The sequence below is a fragment of the Pseudomonas sp. NFACC51 genome (assembly GCF_900103575.1).
GTDB classification, from domain to species: Bacteria; Pseudomonadota; Gammaproteobacteria; order Pseudomonadales; family Pseudomonadaceae; genus Aquipseudomonas; species Aquipseudomonas fluorescens_Q.
In genome coordinates this window covers 698,418-716,624 of the sequence record NZ_FMXH01000001.1, presented here as the reverse complement: position 1 = coordinate 716,624, position 18,207 = coordinate 698,418, and the positions used below count along the sequence as shown (strand labels likewise).

15 protein-coding genes are annotated in these 18,207 nt (G+C 61.8%); 11 read left to right on the top strand and 4 right to left on the bottom strand.

The features are described from left to right. Positions 1 to 9: 9 nt before the first annotated feature. The 4 genes from BLT00_RS03050 to BLT00_RS03035 all read left to right on the top strand — a co-directional run bounded on the left by BLT00_RS03050 (position 10) and on the right by BLT00_RS03035 (position 5,343). On the top strand, positions 10 to 3,438 hold the full coding sequence (locus tag BLT00_RS03050; protein WP_092141915.1) for a beta-ketoacyl synthase N-terminal-like domain-containing protein: 3,429 nt from the start codon (positions 10 to 12) through the stop codon (positions 3,436 to 3,438). A 57-nt stretch (positions 3,439 to 3,495) separates the two neighbouring features. Continuing rightward, positions 3,496 to 3,966, top strand: coding sequence for an SRPBCC family protein (locus BLT00_RS03045; protein ID WP_092141918.1), 471 nt, complete (start codon positions 3,496 to 3,498; stop codon positions 3,964 to 3,966). Positions 3,967 to 4,051: 85 nt separating this feature from the next. After that, complete coding sequence (locus BLT00_RS03040; RefSeq protein ID WP_092141921.1) at positions 4,052 to 4,750, top strand: outer membrane protein; 699 nt, start codon at positions 4,052 to 4,054, stop codon at positions 4,748 to 4,750. A gap of 164 nt (positions 4,751 to 4,914) precedes the next feature. Continuing rightward, entirely contained in the window at positions 4,915 to 5,343 is a 429-nt protein-coding gene (locus tag BLT00_RS03035) for a DUF1810 domain-containing protein (RefSeq protein WP_092141924.1), read from the top strand. Between the two features lie 522 nt (positions 5,344 to 5,865). Here BLT00_RS03035 and BLT00_RS03030 read toward each other — a convergent pair. The 3 genes from BLT00_RS03030 to BLT00_RS03020 form a co-directional block, all read right to left on the bottom strand. Next, positions 5,866 to 7,110, bottom strand: a complete 1,245-nt coding sequence (locus tag BLT00_RS03030) for a saccharopine dehydrogenase family protein (protein WP_092142723.1) — start codon at positions 7,108 to 7,110, stop codon at positions 5,866 to 5,868. Between the two features lie 25 nt (positions 7,111 to 7,135). Then, positions 7,136 to 8,233, bottom strand: coding sequence for a carboxynorspermidine decarboxylase (locus BLT00_RS03025; RefSeq protein WP_058545429.1), 1,098 nt, complete (start codon positions 8,231 to 8,233; stop codon positions 7,136 to 7,138). Positions 8,234 to 8,487: 254 nt separating this feature from the next. Next, positions 8,488 to 9,423, bottom strand: a complete 936-nt coding sequence (locus BLT00_RS03020; protein WP_092141927.1) for a Ppx/GppA family phosphatase — start codon at positions 9,421 to 9,423, stop codon at positions 8,488 to 8,490. A 457-nt stretch (positions 9,424 to 9,880) separates the two neighbouring features. On the opposite strand from BLT00_RS03020, the gene BLT00_RS03015 reads away from it, so the two are divergent. From BLT00_RS03015 to phnE (BLT00_RS02990), 5 genes are all read left to right on the top strand, one after another. Beyond that, positions 9,881 to 11,500: an inorganic phosphate transporter gene (locus BLT00_RS03015; RefSeq protein ID WP_092141930.1), complete on the top strand. Its 1,620-nt coding sequence runs from the start codon at positions 9,881 to 9,883 to the stop codon at positions 11,498 to 11,500. 363 nt (positions 11,501 to 11,863) lie between these two features. Then, positions 11,864 to 12,715: a putative selenate ABC transporter substrate-binding protein gene (locus BLT00_RS03005; protein ID WP_014339226.1), complete on the top strand. Its 852-nt coding sequence runs from the start codon at positions 11,864 to 11,866 to the stop codon at positions 12,713 to 12,715. Then, positions 12,712 to 13,509: a phosphonate ABC transporter ATP-binding protein gene (locus tag BLT00_RS03000; RefSeq protein WP_092141936.1), complete on the top strand. Its 798-nt coding sequence runs from the start codon at positions 12,712 to 12,714 to the stop codon at positions 13,507 to 13,509. Before BLT00_RS03005 ends, BLT00_RS03000 begins: the two co-directional genes overlap by 4 nt. Continuing rightward, positions 13,503 to 14,330, top strand: coding sequence for a phosphonate ABC transporter, permease protein PhnE (gene phnE / locus BLT00_RS02995; RefSeq protein ID WP_092141939.1), 828 nt, complete (start codon positions 13,503 to 13,505; stop codon positions 14,328 to 14,330). The genes BLT00_RS03000 and phnE (BLT00_RS02995) overlap by 7 nt, the downstream gene beginning before the upstream one ends. After that, entirely contained in the window at positions 14,327 to 15,094 is a 768-nt protein-coding gene (phnE, locus tag BLT00_RS02990) for a phosphonate ABC transporter, permease protein PhnE (protein ID WP_092141942.1), read from the top strand. Before phnE (BLT00_RS02995) ends, phnE (BLT00_RS02990) begins: the two co-directional genes overlap by 4 nt. Before the next feature lie 192 nt (positions 15,095 to 15,286). Here phnE (BLT00_RS02990) and BLT00_RS02985 read toward each other — a convergent pair whose 3' ends face one another. Further along, positions 15,287 to 16,210: a LysR family transcriptional regulator gene (locus BLT00_RS02985; RefSeq protein ID WP_092141945.1), complete on the bottom strand. Its 924-nt coding sequence runs from the start codon at positions 16,208 to 16,210 to the stop codon at positions 15,287 to 15,289. 113 nt (positions 16,211 to 16,323) lie between these two features. Between BLT00_RS02985 and BLT00_RS02980 the strand changes: the two genes are divergently transcribed. Together BLT00_RS02980 and BLT00_RS02975 are read left to right on the top strand one after the other, a co-directional pair. Next, positions 16,324 to 17,325, top strand: a complete 1,002-nt coding sequence (locus BLT00_RS02980) for an aldo/keto reductase (RefSeq protein WP_092141948.1) — start codon at positions 16,324 to 16,326, stop codon at positions 17,323 to 17,325. A 122-nt stretch (positions 17,326 to 17,447) separates the two neighbouring features. Beyond that, the gene (locus tag BLT00_RS02975; protein ID WP_092141951.1) at positions 17,448 to 18,206 is read left to right on the top strand and encodes a substrate-binding periplasmic protein; all 759 of its coding nucleotides are present in this window, start codon (positions 17,448 to 17,450) and stop codon (positions 18,204 to 18,206) included. The last annotated feature ends 1 nt before the right edge of the window (position 18,207 follow it).

Below are 18,207 nucleotides of genomic sequence, written 5' to 3'. Positions count from 1 at the left end.
GAGACAGGTATGAGTGGCGCAGTAACAACAATGGGCGATTTCTGCTTCACCGCGATGGCGGGCGAGTTTCCGGGGGCGCCGTCCACGGATGCGCTTTGGCAGTTGCTCTGGCAAGGGCAGATCGCACCGATCGAATCCATGCCGACGCGCTGGGAATTAGACAAGGCGTCGATCTATTCAACCAAGGCCGGCGAGAAGGATCGCACGTACCTGGACAGCGCTTTTTGCCTGACCGATGACGCCTCGACCCCGTCACGGCACGAAGGACGACAGGTCGCCATCGGCAAGAAAGTGCTCCAGACGTTGCTCACCCAACTCGCCGGACAAGGCTCGGCGCTGAGCAGGGAGCGCACCGCACTGGTGGTCGCGACCTCCTGGAGCGACGAGAGCTATTTCGTCACCGGCGCATCCGGAAAAACCAACACGCCGTCGGGCTTTACACCGGGTGAGCAAGTAGCGGAACTGGCGGCAGCCTTTGCCTTGGGTGGGCCGGCGTTGTCGGTAGATACCGCGTGCAGTTCGTTCCCTTATGCCTTGGATATGGCCCAGGCGCTGGTCAACAGTGGTCAGGCTGACAACGCGATTGTCATGGCCCTGAACACCGTGCTGCCACCCGCGCTGTTCCTGGGTTTCTCGCAGTTGACGGCTTTTTCCGCCCGCGCGCGGATGGAAGCGTTCGGCCAGGACGCCGACGGCATCGTGCCAGGCGAATGTGCCGTGGCCTTTCTGGTCGAACCGCTCGCCCAGGCCCTGACAGCGCAGCGTCGTCCCCTGGGCGTGCTGCGCGCCTTGGGCATGTCCGCCGACGGCGCCGAAGGCTCGGTGTTTGCGCCAGGCAAACAGGCCCAGTACTCGGCCTACCAACGTGCCTATCGCGGCCTCGATCCACGCGATGTGGACTACATCGAGACCCACGGCACCGGTACACCGCTTGGGGACGCAACGGAGCTGGCCTCGCTGAACAGCTTCTTTGCCCCCCATCGTCCGGACGGCAAGAAAATCATCATCGGTTCGATCAAGTCGGTCATCGGCCATCCCCTGGCCGCCGCCGGAGGGGCCTCGCTCGCCAAGGCCTTGATGATACTGCGCCATAAAGGCATTCCCCCGCAGCCCGGTTACCGCCCCAGCACCAAGGTCGACGAGACCTGCCTGCGACTCGCCACCCAGCAGGTACAGCCCCTGGAGGATCATCAATCTGCACTCCGGATCGGCATCTCCAGTTTTGGTTTCGGCGGCGCCAACGCGCACCTGGTGGTGGATGAATACATTCCCGACAACCACTCTGCCGCCCTCCTGACCGCCCCCGCGAGCGCCAGTGGCGTGGTAATGCTCGACCTTGCCATTGTCGAGGCTGAAGCAGCACTGGGCAGCCACCGTTCCTTGCAGTCATTCCAGCAGCAACTCGATCAACCCGCCGCCCCCTCGGTCATGTTCCCTTATGGGCGCTTCGTTGATTACACCCCGGCGCCCGGTCAACCGTTGCTGGGGAAATTCCTCGCCCAAGACCACGTTATCGATATCGATGGCTTTGGCATGGGTCCCAAGCCATTGGCTCATGTCGACCCGTTCAAGCTGTTGATCACCGATCGCGTCAATCATCTGCTGCGACGTTTGCCAGGCGTGGCCGGTTCGCCCGGCACTGCGATGGTCATGTGCTGCAACATGGGCGGCGAGCGCTTCAGCAATGCCTACAGCAGCGCCCACAACTTCTACTCCCGGGCGCAAGGTACGGCACCGGGCGTCGAGGTGACGGACGTGGCAACCATGCTGCCGAACATGTTGTCCGGCTACCCGGCGCAGATTTTTGACTTCAAGGGTTTCCATCAGACGCTGGTCGGCACGGCGGGACTGTTCTGGCAAACCCTGCTGGCCTCGCCGCAATGGTTCAACGACGGCATCACCACGCTGCTGCTCGGCGCAGGGCGTTTTGTCAGCGGTGAAATCGAGGTCGAGCGCGCCCGGAGCAGCACAATCATGCAAGGTGAAGGACTGGGGCTGATCGCGCTGCGTCGTTACCAACCGGATGCCGCTGAAAAACCCTTGCTGGTGATCCGCGCGGCGGTCCTCGCCCACGCTGCCGACTCGTTGGACGAGGCTTGCCAACGGCTGGGCAAAGCGCCGAGCGACTATCCGAACGTTGACGTCTGTGAGTTGCAGCCTGCTGCGACGCCTGCCAGCGGATCGCTGCAGGAAATGACCGGCTTCCTGGCTGAAGCCAGTGGCATCGAGACCCTGTTGGCGGTGATGTTGAAGGGCACGACCCATTCGGTGATCGAGGTGCGCGATGCCGGCAAGACGGTGATGTGGCTGTTTACCGAAAAACTTCGCCAATGGAGCCCGGCGGCGGCCGAAGCCAGCTCGCCCATCAAGCATCCCTTCATGTTGCGCTTTGCCCATTCGTCATCCCACGAACTGCAGCAGGTCATCACGCCAGCCCGGCCTGTCAGTGTGGTTCGCGAACCGCAGAACGATGGCGTCGACGTGCAGCAACTCAGCGACATGCTCACCAGCACCTTGCTCTCCGGGCTGCGGGTGCGGGTTCGCGCCATGGAAAGCCTGTTCGCCCTGCACCGTGGCGACACATCCCAGCGCCCGACACGCTGGCAGCGCAGCGCGGAACATATCGTGATCGCCAATGCCCAGCGCAGCCCACAGTCGCTGCACGCCCAGCTCGTGGTGGATGAAGCGCACCCGTACTTCTTCGATCACCCCCTGGATCACGTCCCGGGCATTTTGCTGCTCGAGGGCATGCTGCAACTGATCGAACTGGCGATGCCCCCTCTGAGCGGACGGGTCGCCTACATCAAGACCCTGACGATCAAGTTCCAGCAATACGTACAGAAGCAAGGCGTGATCGATCTGCACGTCGAGCAAGACCAGGATCCCCAGGTGTTCAATGCCAAGGTCATGCAGGCCGGGAAAGTGATGTGCACCTGCGTCCTCGGGATGGCCTACAGCTCGGCGTTCGAGACATCGCCAGCCGGCGAATTCACCGCCACGCCCTGCCGTAACAAGGCCCTGTTGCACAAGGCCAGGGAAGAGAACGTCATCGTCAGTGACATGAGCGGTGTCGCCCAGGGCCTGAGCGTGGACACGCTGAAACTGCCGCAGGAGCACTTCTTCCAGGCAGGTGATCCCGAGCACTATTCGATGGTGTATTTCCTCGAAGTCGCTCGCCAGTGCTACATGCAGATCGCCCACAGCCATCTGCGGATTCCACTCAACACCCCGATGAATCTGCTGGCCTTGAGCTTCACCCTGGATCGCCCCATCCCCAGGAACAGCCCGTTGTCATTGGCGCCGCAAGCCGGCTTTGATGCGGCGCTCCAGGCATTCAAGACCAACCGCATCTATATCGACCTGTTCAACCGGGGTGAAAAAATCGGTCAAGCAAGTATTACCGCCCAGGTGCTGAGTCAATCCGCACCGGCGGCCTGAGCATTGAATGGATCTGCCCTCCAGCATGACCGTGCCCCCCACAACCAAGGTGTCGCCGTGAACGATGTCAAAGTGCAAGTCATAGTCAAATCGCCCCCTTCTGAAATCTGGAAGATCTGGAGCAATTTTGCAGAAGCGCCGTTATGGGATACCGACGTTCGCCAGTGTCAACTCGACGGTCCTTTCCAGGCGGGAACACGCGGCAAATGTGTGCTCAAGAATGGCTTGAACATGCCACTGAAACTGGAAGCCGTGAGCCTGCACGAAAGCTATCGCAACAGTGCACGGCTGCTGTGGATCGACCTCGAATTCGATCATCAGATGCGCAGGCTTTCTCCCGATGAAACCCATGTCATCCATAGCGCGAAAATTTCCGGGCCGTTGAGTTTCCTGTACCGCGCACTGCTGCGCAAAGCGTTGACCGCAGCGATGACCACGGCACTGGACAACCTGTGCACGCTGGCTGAACAACGGGCCATCGGCACCCCAGGACACGAGAAAACCGCGACGCCTTTGCACCTCGTGTGAATGCCTCCCGGAAGCAGGCGTGCAGAACGCGCCTTCCCGGGCTCGCTTTGCTTACTTATCGATAACAGCACATTTCGGATCTAGCATGAACCTACAGAAAAACACCCAGTATCTGCTCATGGCAATCGTTGGCCTGGGGGCTATTGCCCCAGCATCGAGTTTCGCCGATAACCTCGGCCCCTACATCAGTGGCATGGGCGGCGTGAACTGGGTCTCCAAACAGGACCTGACCCAGAACAACAATGATTTCGTCGAGATGGAATACAACCAACCGCTGCACTCGGGCTACGCCACCGGGCTGGCACTGGGCTGGCGGTTCCCGGTCGGGCTACGGCCCGAGGTGGAGCTGAGCTACCGCCGCAACACCCTGGACCAATTCAATAACCGGGTCTACGAGGGCGGGAGCAGCATCGAGGGCAAAGGCGAAGAGGAAGCCAGCAGCCTCATGGCCAACCTCTGGTATGACATCCCGAACCTGCCTGCCCCCTTGAGCCGGTTCACACCTTATGTGGGCGGTGGCCTGGGCTACGCGGTGCTGACCATCAAGGGCCTGGAGGCCGGTGGCGTCGAGTTCGGCGGCACCCATCGCGACACCGTCTCGGCCTGGCAACTCGGCGCAGGCGTCGCTTACGAGCTGAGCGACCATTGGTCCATGTCCCTGGATTACCGCTACTTCAAGACCGGCGAAGCGAACTTCGGCAAAATCCAGGGCCTGGTCCCAGCCGATGTGAAAACCGAATACAACGCCCAGTCCTTGATGCTCGGCCTGCGGTACTGGCTGTAAGCGCTAACTGGATAGACGCCTTGCCTTGGCCAGGCGTCTATCCCCATCCCGACTCACGCAAAGTGCCTGGCGCCTTTGCCGAACGGCGCTATAGCGCAAGTGTGCTATAGGTTCTGCTCTTGTCTGGTTCATTCTTCAGCCTTGAAACCCTACCGGAGGCTCGCATGACCGAATCACTGGAGCGTTTTATCCAGGCGCAAGCGTCTACCTATGACCATGCCTTGCTGGAGCTGCGGCGTGGCCGCAAGGAAGGCCATTGGATGTGGTTCATATTTCCGCAATTACGCGGCCTGGGTGTCAGCGAAAACGCCACTTACTATGGCCTGCGCGGCATCGACGAGGCGCGTGACTATTTGCAGCACCCGCTTCTGGGACCGCGACTCGAACGCGCGACTCGTGCCGTACTGGACTCGGGAGCCGCTTTGGAGAAACTCCTCGGGACCATCGATGCCATGAAGTTCGCCTCCTGCATGACGCTTTTTGCAGCGGCTGCGGGCGGGCAATCCGTGTATGCCCTGGCGTTGGAGGGTGGGCTGGAGGTCGACTCAAGGACACTGGATCTGCTCAAGGAGCAGGAGAGCAGGAATGTCTGATTACGAAACATGGACGCTGGCAGTACACGTGGCCCAATGGCGGTCCTGCGCGGATTAACGTTCTAGATCGACAACACAAAACGGCCTCCGCCCTCGATTTCCTCGCCACCCGACAGCGCTTCAGGCACGACCCGCACCGCTCAAGGACCTTCCTTGAGCCGACGTTGCGGAGGCGGTGGAAGATCGTTCCTCACGCTCCGCGTGGGAATGCCGCCAGGGACGCTCCGCGTTCCGCTTCTGGAGGGTGACGCAGAGCGTCACGGGATGCATTACCACGCAGCGTGGGAACGATCAGGTGACGGGACTGTGAACGATCGTTCCTCACGCTCCGCGTGGGAACGCCGCCAGGGACGCTCCGCGTTCCGCTTCTGCAAGGTGACGCAGAGCGTCACGGGATGCACTCCCACCAGAGCGTGGGAACGATCAATGTCATAAACGAAAAATGCTCCGTACCTTTCGATACGGAGCATTTCTTCAAGAGTTCCTATCGGGAGAGTCGGAACGGAACCTGCCTGGCGTCCTTCAGGCGTTTTGGTTCCAGGGACGGTCTCCATGCTCGTCCTTGATGCGCGTCGGCAAGCCCATCACATCCAACGCCTCGAGGAACGCCTCGGCAGGCAGCTCCTCGACGTTGACCATGCGCTGCACGTCCCACTCGCCACGGGCCACCAGCAAGGCTGCGGCCACGGGAGGCACACCTGCGGTATAGGAAATACCCTGGCTGTCGGTTTCGGCGTAGGCGTCCTCGTGGTCGGCCACGTTGTAGATGAACATCTCGCGCGGCTGGCCATCCTTGACGCCCTTGACCAGGTCGCCGATGCAGGTCTTGCCGGTGTAGCCCGGCGCCAGCGAACTCGGGTCAGGCAGCACGGCCTTGACCACTTTCAGCGGCACGACTTCCAGGCCTTCGGCGGTCTTGACCGGTTGCTCGGAGAGCAGGCCGAGGTTCCTCAGTACGGTGAACACGTTGATGTAGTGCTCGCCGAAGCTCATCCAGAAACGCACGTTGGGCACGTCGAGGTTCTTCGACAGCGAGTGCACTTCGTCGTGGCCGGTCAGGTACAGATTCTGCGAGCCTACGACCGGCAGGTCGTCGGTGCGCTTGACCTCGAACATGGTGTTGCTGGTCCACTGGCTGTCCTGCCAGCTCCACACCTGTCCGGTAAATTCGCGGAAATTGATTTCCGGGTCGAAATTGGTGGCGAAATATTTGCCATGGGAGCCGGCATTGACGTCGAGAATATCGATCGAATCAATGCGGTCGAAATGCTGTTGCTGCGCCAGTGCCGCATAGGCATTGACCACGCCCGGGTCGAAGCCCACGCCGAGAATGGCGGTGATGTTCTTTTCCTGGCACTCCTGGAGGTGGTTCCACTCGTAGTTGCCGTACCAGGGCGGCGTCTCGCAGACCTTGCCCGGTTCTTCGTGGATGGCGGTGTCCAAGTAGGCCACGCCGGTATCGATGCAGGCACGCAGCACCGACATGTTGAGAAAGGCAGAGCCGACGTTGATGACGATCTGCGACTCGGTTTCGCGAATCAGCGCCTTGGTCGCTTCGACATCCAGAGCGTTCAGTGCAAAGGCCTTGATGTCGGCGGGTTGCTTGAGGCTACCCTTGGCCTTGACGCTGTCGATGATGGCCTGGCATTTGGAGATGTTGCGCGACGCGATAGCAATACGACCGAGTTCGTCGTTGTGCTGCGCGCACTTGTGGGCCACCACCTTGGCGACACCTCCTGCACCAATGATAAGTACGTTCTTCTTCAATTTCTTCATTTCTCCTTCCGCCAGCTCAAGACAGGCTGGACAGATAGTCGTCGTAAACAAACTCACGAACCACCTCGACGCTGCCGTCGAGCTGCTTCACTACGATGGACGGCATTTTCAGGCCGTTGAACCAGTTTTTCTTGACCATGGTGTAGCCCGCTGCGTCGATGAACGACAGCCGATCGCCGATGGACAGCGGACGATCGAATTGGTACTCGCCGAAAATGTCTCCGGCCAGGCAGGACTTGCCGCACACCATGTAGGTGTGTTCGCCCTCGCTCGGCGCCAGCTTGGCGTCCAGGCGATAGATCAGCAGATCGAGCATGTGCGCCTCGATGGAGCTGTCCACCACGGCCAGGTGCTTGCCGTTGTAGAGCGTGTCGAGCACGGTAACTTCCAGCGACGCGCTCTGAGTGATCGCGGCCTCGCCCGGCTCCAGGTAGACCTGCACGCCATATTTCTGCGAGAAAGCCTTGAGCCGTGCGCAGAAGGCGTCCAGAGCGTAGCCCTCGCCAGTGAAGTGAATGCCGCCACCGAGGCTGACCCACTCGACCTTATGCAGCAAGTGACCAAAGCGCTCTTCGATAGTGCCCAGCATCTGGTCGAACAAACCGAAATCGCCGTTCTCGCAGTTGTTGTGGAACATGAAGCCGGAGATATGCTCGATGACTTGCTCGATTTTCACCGGATCCCATTCGCCCAAACGGCTGAAGGGGCGCGCCGGGTCGGCCAGCAGGTAATCGGAGCTGCTCACTTGCGGATTGACCCGCAGGCCGCGGACCTTACCGGCCGACGCCTCGGTGTAGCGCTGCAACTGGCCGATGGAGTTGAAGATGATCTTGTCGCAGTTGGCAAGCATCTCCTCGATCTCATCGTCGGCCCAGGCGACACTGTAGGCGTGGGTCTCGCCAGCGAACTTCTGCCGGCCGAGCTTGAGCTCATAGAGCGACGACGACGTGGTGCCGTCCATGTACTGCTGCATCAGGTCGAACACCGACCAGGTGGCGAAGCACTTGAGCGCCAGCAAGGCCTTGGCCCCGGACTGCTCACGCACATAGGCGATCTTCTGCATGTTCGCCAGCAGCTTTTGTTTGTCGATGAGGTAGTACGGCGTTTTGATCATTTTCGAGGCCTCCGGGCAAGGCGAGCCAAAAAAGGATGCGCATTGTGCCTTCACTGACTGCATATCGAAAGAGCGAAAAGCCCCGTTCACGCAATCATCCTGATCCAGGCCCACGCTTTGCGATCACCGGACGTACCGACTGCCCAGGCGATGAAATGCTGGATGATCTGGTAAAGAAGGGGTCGCCGAAGAAGCGTCGATGCTCGAAATTGAGCCATTGCTGATAGACGGCAATGGGCAACAACCGTCAGTGATCAGTGCTGATGCATCAGGCCATGCAGAACGCCGAACCTCAGGCCCGGCTCGGAAGCAATCATTTGCGAGATACCGAAGACCTTGAATGCCGCCAGCATGATCGCCAGGCCACCGGGCAGGATGCCCAGGCGATGGCTTTGCAAGCCGGCCAGTCTGAGCCGGTCGACATGGCCGACTTCCAGCAACCGCAGCGACAGACGCAACAATCCACCGTAGGTAATGCCGCCTTGCCCAACATCGTTGAAACCATTGGCCTTGAGCACTTTGGCCAACATCCGCGCCGTACCGGAAGAACCGATTGCCTGCTGCCAGCCCTGGGCGCGATAACCCGCCGCGACTTGTTCAAACTGCAGGACAGCCACCCGCTCAGCCTCCAACAGCGCCTGGGCGGTGATGCTTCCACCCCGAAAGTAACGCGCACCAAAGGTGCCACTGCCGATGGCGATGCTTTCCGTCAGCAGCGGTTGAGCGCCCTGCCCCAGAATCAGTTCGGTCGAGCCACCGCCGATGTCCACCACTAGCCGCGTGCGCTCGACACCGGGCACGGTATGGGCAACACCGGCATACACCAGCCGGGCCTCTTCATGCCCGGACAGCACGTCGATCCGAAACCCCAGGTGCCGCTCGGCACTGGCCAGGAACAACTGGGCATTCGCCGCTTCGCGCACGGCACTGGTCGCCACCGCCCGCACCCTTGCGGCTTCAAAGCCACGCAGTTTCTTGCCAAATCGGGCGAGCGCCTGCCAGCCCCGATCCAGCGCCAGCTCGTCCAACGCCCCGGCCTGCAGGCCCTCGGCCAATCGGACCGGCTCACGCAGGGTTTTCACTTCCTGGATCACCAGGCGTCGATTGCGCTTGACCGACTGGCCGATCATCAAGCGGAAGGCGTTAGAGCCCAAGTCAATGGCCGCGAACAGGGGGGCGTCGCCTTTCATAGCGGTGTTCCTTGCTTCATCAGCCAGCAGGCACAGGCGCTGCCGGACTTCCCACGATGGTTTGCGAAGATCCTGCCATAGCTTCGATGACACCTGGATGACACACCTTGCACGTTGCCATGCAAGCAGACGCTTGTTGGGGAAACTCCGGGCGCCCCTTGCGCGGTCGAGCGCAATCGATAACCCCAATCTTGCCGACATCCCCTTGGGAAAAACGTTTTAGCCAGGGGAAAGAGCGTGAAGCACAGATGTCAGTCACCGCCATGTAACAAATTGCAACTAGCGTGGATGAAGCGGTGCGATTGCCGGCCATCGAACTGCCACAGCGGGACGACAAGAAGATGCTTGCGCAGTCCGAAGCCACCGACGCGTATCGTGCCCCGGGACTTTCACAGCCCGCCAGGGATGCCCGGCACCGAGCCTTACAACCCCACTGCTCACCGAATCGGATTTCATCATGACAAACCAGACCCTGGTCATGGACTCATCGAGTTCCATCGCCCCCAGTTCAAGACCGCAGCTCAACCACAAGCCGAGTGTAATCACCCTGGTGGTGTTTTTCGCCGTGCTGGGCTGCGGTTTGCTGTTTACCGCCTACAGCCTGATGCACGACATGAACGAACTGGGCACCGTGGTGACCACCTGGACACCGTTCCTGCTGTTGGGCGTGGCGCTGCTGATTGCCCTTGGCTTCGAATTCGTCAACGGTTTCCACGACACCGCCAACGCCGTGGCCACCGTCATTTATACCAACTCCATGGCGCCGAACTTCGCCGTGGCCTGGTCGGGCTTCTTCAACTTCCTCGGGGTGCTGCTCTCCAGCGGCGCCGTGGCCTTCGGCATCATCGCCCTGCTGCCGGTGGAACTGATCCTGCAAGTCGGTTCCTCTGCCGGCTTCGCCATGATCTTCGCCCTGCTGATCGCCGCCATCCTGTGGAACCTGGGCACCTGGTGGCTGGGCTTGCCGGCGTCGTCGTCCCACACGCTGATCGGCTCGATCATCGGCGTGGGCGTCGCCAATGCCCTGATGCACGGGCGTGACGGCACCAGCGGTGTGGACTGGGCCCAGGCGACCAAGATTGGCTATGCGTTGCTGCTGTCGCCGCTAGTGGGTTTCGGTTGCGCTGCCTTGCTGCTGCTGGCCCTGCGGGCCTTCGTCAAGAACCGCTCGCTGTACAAGGCCCCGGAAGGCAATACTCCGCCGCCCTGGTGGATACGCGGCATGCTGATCCTGACCTGCACCGGCGTGTCATTCGCCCACGGCTCCAACGACGGTCAGAAAGGCATGGGCCTGATCATGCTGATTCTGGTCGGCACCCTGCCGATGGCGTATGCGCTGAACCGCACCATGCCGGCCGACCAGGCACTGCAATTCGCCGCCGTGGCGCAAGTCACCCAGCAAGCCCTGGTCAAGCACTCGCCGCTGCCGGCCCCGGAAAATCCGCGAGCGATCCTTTCCACCTACGTGGGCAGCAAGGAGGCGACGCCGCAATTGGTTCCGGCCCTGGCTGCGATGACCGGCAGCATTGGCGCCGAGGTCAAGGGTTACGGCTCGCTGGCCAGGGTCCCCGCCGAAACCGTGGGCAACGTGCGCAACGACATGTACCTGACCAGCGAAACCATTCGCCTGATGGACAAGAACAAGGTCGGCAACTTCGACGCCGACACCAGCGCCCAGCTGCAATTGTTCAAACAGCAGATCGACAATTCCACGCGGTTCATTCCACTGTGGGTGAAAATCGCCGTGGCCATCGCCCTCGGCCTGGGCACCATGGTCGGCTGGAAGCGCATCGTGGTGACGGTGGGTGAGAAAATCGGCAAGTCCCACCTGACCTACGCCCAAGGTGCCTCGGCCGAAACCGTCGCCATGCTGACCATCGGCGCCGCCGACATGTTCGGTTTGCCAGTGTCCACGACCCATGTGTTGTCCTCCGGCGTGGCCGGCACCATGGTCGCCAACGGCTCGGGCTTGCAGATGCGCACCATTCGCAACCTGGTGATGGCCTGGGTACTGACGCTGCCTGCTGCCATCCTCCTTTCCGGCAGCCTCTACTGGTTGTTCACCAAGCTGTTCTGACCTCTCATTCGCCGAGGCCTCACCCGACGAGGCCCCGGTTCTCCCGCCCGCCTCCCCCCTGTGGGGCGAGCTTGCTCGCGATAGCGTCAACCCAGACAACCCAGAACCTGTGGCGAGGGAGCTTGCTCCCGCTCGGCTGCGCAGCAGTCGCAAAACCAGACAATGCGGTCTGCCTGTCAGCATGCTGGGGCCTGCTGCGCAGGCCAGCGGGAGCAAGCTCCCTCGCCACGGGGGAATGAGTGAGTTCAAGGCCAGAAACGGTTAATATCGCTCTCCTTCGTCTACCCTCACAGAGCGGCGTACCGCCATCCCCGTGGGCGTGATGCTTCACCATTCCTTGCCTTCATGTACCGGAGATCCTCCATGCTCAAGCGTTCCCTGGCATTGGCCGTCGGCGTTGCCCTGTCTTTTAGCAGCCTGCTGACCCAGGCCGCTGACACCTTGAAAGTCAGTGCGATTCCCGATGAGGCCCCGACCGAGCTGCTGCGCAAGTTCAAGCCGCTGGGTGCCTATCTGGAACAGCAAACCGGCATGAAAGTCGAGTTCGTACCCGTCAGCGACTACCCCGCCGTGGTCGAAGCGCTGGCCACCGACCGCATCGACATGGCCTGGCTGGGCGGCTTCACCTTCGTGCAGGCACGCCTGAAAACCGGCAATGCCATTCCCCTGGTACAGCGCGAACAGGACGCCCAGTTCACCAGTAAATTCATCACCGCCGATCCGGCCGTTAAATCCCTCGCCGACCTCAAGGGCAAGACCTTTGCCTTCGGTTCGGTGTCGTCGACGTCCGGTAGCCTCATGCCGCGCTATTTCATGCTCAAGGACGGCATCAAGCCTGAAAGCTACTTCAGTCGCGTGGGCTACTCGGGCGCCCATGACGCCACCGTCGCCTGGGTCCAGGCCGGCAAGGTGGACGCTGGCGTACTGAACGCCAGTGTCTGGGAAAAACTGGTCGCTGCCGGCAAGGTCGACACGACCAAGGTCAAGGTCTTCGCCACCACCCCTGCCTACTTCGACTACAACTGGACGGTGCGCGGTACCCTCGACCCAGCGTTGGCGGCCAAGATAAAGGCAGCCTTCCTGGCACTCGATCCGGCCAACCCGAAGGACAAGGAAATCCTCGATCTGCAAGCCGCCAGTCGCTTCATCGAAACCAAGCCTGAGAACTACAAGGGCATCGAGGAAGCCGCACGCGCCGCCGAACTGCTCAAATGACCCTGCAACTGACCCAGGTCAGCGTTACCCATGCCAACGGCGTCCAGGCGCTGCGGGGCATTGACCTGCACATCGGCGCCGGTGAGCAGGTCGCCATCATCGGCCCGTCCGGCGCGGGCAAGTCGAGCCTGCTCAACCTGCTGGCCACCGCCCTGCGCCCGGGTAACGGCGAGCTGCAGTTGCTCGGCGAACGCGCCTGGCAGCTGTCTGCCCGCCAGCGTCAACGCCTGCGCGCACGCATCGGCCTGATCCACCAATCGCCCCCTCTGCCGCCGCGCCAACGTGTGGTCACGGCAGTCCTGGCCGGAAAGCTCGGCCAGTGGGGCGTCGGCAAAAGCCTGTTGAACCTGTTGCACCCGCTGGATATTCCAGGTGCCAGGGCGGCATTGGCCCAGTTGGACCTGGGCGACAAACTGTTCGCGCAATGCCAGCAGCTGTCCGGCGGCCAACTGCAACGCGTGGGCATTGCCCGGGTGTTGTACCAGGCGCCAGAGGTGCTGCTGGCCGACGAACCGGTTTCGGCCATGGACCCGGTATTGGCCGAGCACACGCTTTCGGTGCTTTGCCGCCACGCCCGGGAACACAACGTCACCCTGGTCGCCAGCCTGCATGCGGTGGATCTGGCCTTGGCGCACTTTTCCCGGGTCATTGGCCTGCGGGACGGGCAGATCCTGTTCGACCTGCCAACCGAGGCGGTCGACCGTTCGTTGCTCGACACGCTCTACGCCAACGAACAGCTACAGTCTTCGCCAACACCCCCCTCTTCCTTGAGCGTGCAGATCCCCCGATGCTGACACGCGATACCCGAGACCCCGCCACCCGCCCTCGCCTGCTGCTCAGTCTGCTGGCCCTCGTGTTGCTGTGGCCGGGCATCCAGTTCAGCGAACTGGACCTTCGCGTGCTGGTGGCGGGGGACAGCCAGAGCGAAATGGGCCGGTTTTTAGCGGCCTTCTGGCCTCCAGCCCATGGCGACGAATTTGTCGAACTGCTGTGGCAAGCCACCTTGCAGACGCTGGCGATCGCCACGGCCGGCATGGCCTTGGCGCTGCTGTTGGCGGTGCCCGCGAGCCTGCTGGCCAGCCGCGCCTTGTCGCTGTCGGCGGCCTCCCGTGCCGGGCACCCGGGGTATTGGGGCCAACTGCTGCGCTGGCCTGTGCGCGGCCTGCTGATCTTCCTGCGCAGCGTCCCGGAAATCGTCTGGGCCTTGCTCTTCGTCCGTGCTGTCGGCCTCGGTCCCACGGCCGGCGTACTGGCGATCGCCATTACCTACAGCGGCATGCTGGGCAAGGTCTACGCGGAAATCTACGAGTCGGTCGACCAGCGTCCGGCCCACGCGCTCTTGCAATCTGGCAGCAGCCGGCTCGCCGCTTTCTGCTACGGGATCCTGCCCAATGTCGCGGCGGAACTGTTGTCGTACACGGTGTATCGCTGGGAATGCGCCATCCGCGCCTCGGTAGTGATGGGCTTCGTCGGTGCCGGAGGGCTGGGCCAGCAAATGGACCTGTCGCTGCGAATGTTCGCCGGCGGTGAAGTCGCCAGCCTGCTGCTGACGTTCCTGGTGCTGGTGCTGCTCGCCGATCAACTCAGCCGCCTGCTGCGCTGGAGGCTGGCATGAATCGCCTGATCAACGCGGTCATTGTCCTGGGCATCGGTGCGGCAGTTATCGCCTCGTTCGTCTACCTGGGCATCGACTTGGGCGAACTCGGCGACAGCGGCAACCTGCACCAGATGGGCGCTTATGCGCAGCGCTTTCTCAGCCCGGACCTGAGCCCGGGCCATCTGAAAGCCATCGGTCACGGCGCCTTGGAAACCCTGGCCATGTCCGCCCTCGGCACCCTGCTCGCAGCGGTGTTCGGCCTGCTATTGGCCCTGCCTGCGGCCGGGCGCTTCGGCTGGCCCCTGCAGAGTGCTTCGCGGCTGGTGCTCAATGCCTTGCGCGCGGTTCCGGAACTGGTGTGGGCGGCGCTGATGGTCCTGGCCGCCGGGCTCGGCCCCAATGCCGGCACCCTTGCCTTGGCCCTGCACACCACCGGCGTGCTCGGCCGGCTGTTCGCCGAAGCCCTGGAAAATACCCCTTCGGAACCTGCCGACGCCATCCGCCTGCAAGGTGGCAATGCGGTATTGGCGTTCTGCTACGGCACACTGCCCAACCTCTTGCCCCAGCTACTGGCGTATGTCCTGTACCGCTGGGAAAACAATATCCGCATGGCCAGCGTGCTCGGCTTCGTCGGTGCCGGGGGCTTGGGGCAAATGCTCTACGTCAGCCTCAGCCTGTTCCAGGAGGCCCAAGGCAGTACGGTGATTCTGGCGATGCTGTTGCTGGTTCTGGCGGTCGATACGTTGAGCAGCTGGAGCCGTCAACGCTGGGTCAAGGCTTGAGGCCCTGGGCAAAACCAACACTTTCCGTGAAACCACACAACCTGTCGATCGTTCCCACTCCGCGTGGGAATGCAGCCATGGACGCTCTGCGTCCACTCAAAAGCCGAACGCGGAGCGTCCGAAGCGGCATTCCCACGCGGGAACGATCGAATCTCTGATAGCGGCTCGCTCCCACAGCGATTCGGCACTGCTCTACACCCTCTCCATCAGTGCCATCTGGGCAGCCGCGTCTCCCTGCAACAGCTCGATCACCCAGTCGATAAAGACCCGCACCCTGGGCGACAACTGTCGATGGGGCGGGTACACCGCTGAGATCGGCCACGACGGCACGCTGTAGTGGCCGAGCACTTGCACCAGCCGGCCTTCGGCCAATTGCCGTTGCACGTGATAACGCGGCACCTGAATCAAGCCGAATCCCGCTTCACAGGCGGTCACATAGGCGTCGGCATTGTTGACGTTCAAGTCACTGGGCAATTGCATTTCGCGCAGCCGCCCCGCCACCTCGAATTCAAACGGGAAAAACCGCCCATTGCCGGACGCAAAACCAATGGCCCGGTGCGCCGTCAAATCGTCCAACCGCCCGGGCGTGCCGGCGCGGGCCAGATAGCCAGGGCTGGCACACGTCAGTTGATGCAGGCGCACGATGGGGCGCGCCACCAGCGCCTGGTCGACGACATTGCCGGCGCGGATTGCACAATCCACGCCTTCGCGCTGCAGATGAACCTGGCGATCGTGGAAACCGATGTCCAACTGCAACGCCGGGTAGCGCCGGTAGAAATCCGGCAGGCGCGGCAGGATCCAGGTGCAACCAAAGGCAATGGGCATGTCCACCTTCAAGGTGCCGCGCGGCTGGCTCCGTTGCACCGACAGCGAACTTTCCAGGTCATCAAGGTCGTCCAGCAACTGGCCGCTGCGCTGGTAATACGCGTGCCCGTCGAGCGTTGCGCGCACCTGGCGGGTGGTGCGTTGCAGCAGTTGCACGCCCAGATGGGCTTCCAACTGCTGGATCAGCAGGCTGACGGTGGCCCGGGGCAGTCCAAGGTCATCGGCCGCCTTGCCGAAACCGCCCAGTTCAACGATGCGCCGGAACACCTGCATGGCCTGTAATCGGTCCAATCTCACGCCTCACTATTTAGATATCACGAATAGTTAAACCAATAATCGTGGATTTATCCAGGAAACCCCTTGATAGAGACTGCACAGGTCGTTCATTTCCAGGAGCTATCAACATGAAGACTCGCCAACTCGGCCATCACGGCCCTCACGTTTCCTCCATCGGCCTGGGCTGCATGGGCATGTCGGATTTCTACACCACGGGCGTGGACGAGCGCGAAGCGATTGCCACGCTGCACCGCGCCGTGGAGTTGGGCGTGACGCTGTTCGACACCGCCGACATGTACGGGCCGCATACCAACGAAGAACTGCTCGGACGGGCCCTGCGTGGCAAGCGTGAAAACCTGTACCTGGCGAGCAAGTTCGGCCTGGTGCGCAGCAGCGATCCCCATGCCCGCGGCGTCAATGGTCGCCCCGACTACGTCCGGCAATCTGTCGATGGCAGCCTCAAGCGTCTCGATACCGATTACCTCGACCTCTACTACCAGCACCGCATCGATCCTGAAGTGCCCGTCGAAGAAACCATCGGCGCCATGGCCGAGCTGGTCAAGGCCGGCAAGGTCCGCCACATCGGGATCTCCGAAGCCAGTGCCGAGACCATCCAGCGCGCCCACGCCGTGCATCCCCTGGCAGCGGTACAAAGCGAATACTCGCTGTGGTCCCGTGACCCCGAACACAATGGCGTGCTCGATACGTGCCGACGCCTGGGCATTGCATTCGTCGCCTACAGTCCCTTGGGCCGGGGCTTTTTGACCGGCGAGCTGAAATCACCGGAGGATTTCGCCGCCGATGACTATCGCCGCTTCAACCCACGTTTCCAGGCCGACAACTTCAATCGCAACCTGGTGCTGGTAGAGCAGGTCAAGGCATTGGCCTTGGACAAGGGCATCAGCGCTGCGCAATTGGCCTTGGCCTGGGTATTGGCCCAGGGTGACCATGTCATCCCGATCCCGATCCCGGGCACCAAGCAACGCAAGTACCTGGAAAGCAACGTGGCAGCGGCTTCGGTGGTGTTGAGCGCTGGTGAATTGGCCCGGCTGGATGGGATTTTCGCAGGCGAAGGTGCCGTGGCGGGCGACCGATACCAGGCGCACACAATGACGTTGTTGAACGGTTGATCCTTCGGCTGGGCTGGCGGTTTCGACAGACCGGATTCAAGCAGGCGCCAGCCCAGCCGATAACCCTATCAATAATAGCTCCCAGACCTCCGGGCTCTGCCAGTTGCATAGGGTAATGATCAATGGGTTTGCCGCTGAATCGCCTGCTAGTGTGGGGCGTCCTGATGTTCCTCACTGCAAGTGTTTGTGCGGCAGAGGCGCCGCTGCGCATCGTGACCGAGGAACTACCGCCCTACAACATGACGCAGAACGGCCGAATGACCGGCATGAGCACCGAGGTGGTCCAAGCCGTGCTCAAGGAGGTCGGCATGGACGCGCCTATCCATTCCATGCCGTGGGCCCGGGCCTACGAACTGGCGCTCAATGAAAGCAACGTGTTGATCTACTCGATCGTCCGCACGCCTGCACGCGAATCGCTTTTCCAGTGGGTCGGCAGCATCGGCCCGACGCAGTGGTACATCTACTCGCTGGCGGACCGGCCGGTGAAACTCGACTCGCTGGCCGATGCCCATGGGCACCAGATCGCCACTGTCAATCAGGACGTGGGTGAGCAATACCTGGTATCGAAGGGTTTTCGCATCGGCGAAGAACTGCAGTCGAGCACCAAGTACGAACACAACTACCGCAAGCTCAAGGTCGATCACGTGGAGCTGTGGATTTCCAATGAGCTCAACGCGCTGTACCTGACGCGCCAGAATGGCGAAGACCCGGACAAGTTGCTGATCCGTTCGCTGGCGCTGCCCGAGCTAAGCAGCGCCGACGGCTTGAGCATGGCGTTCAGCCGCAATACGCCTGCCGATACGGTGGCGAAATTCCGTGCGGGCCTGGAGACCATCCGACGCAATGGCGTCTACGATGCCATCCTGCGCAAATGGTTATGAC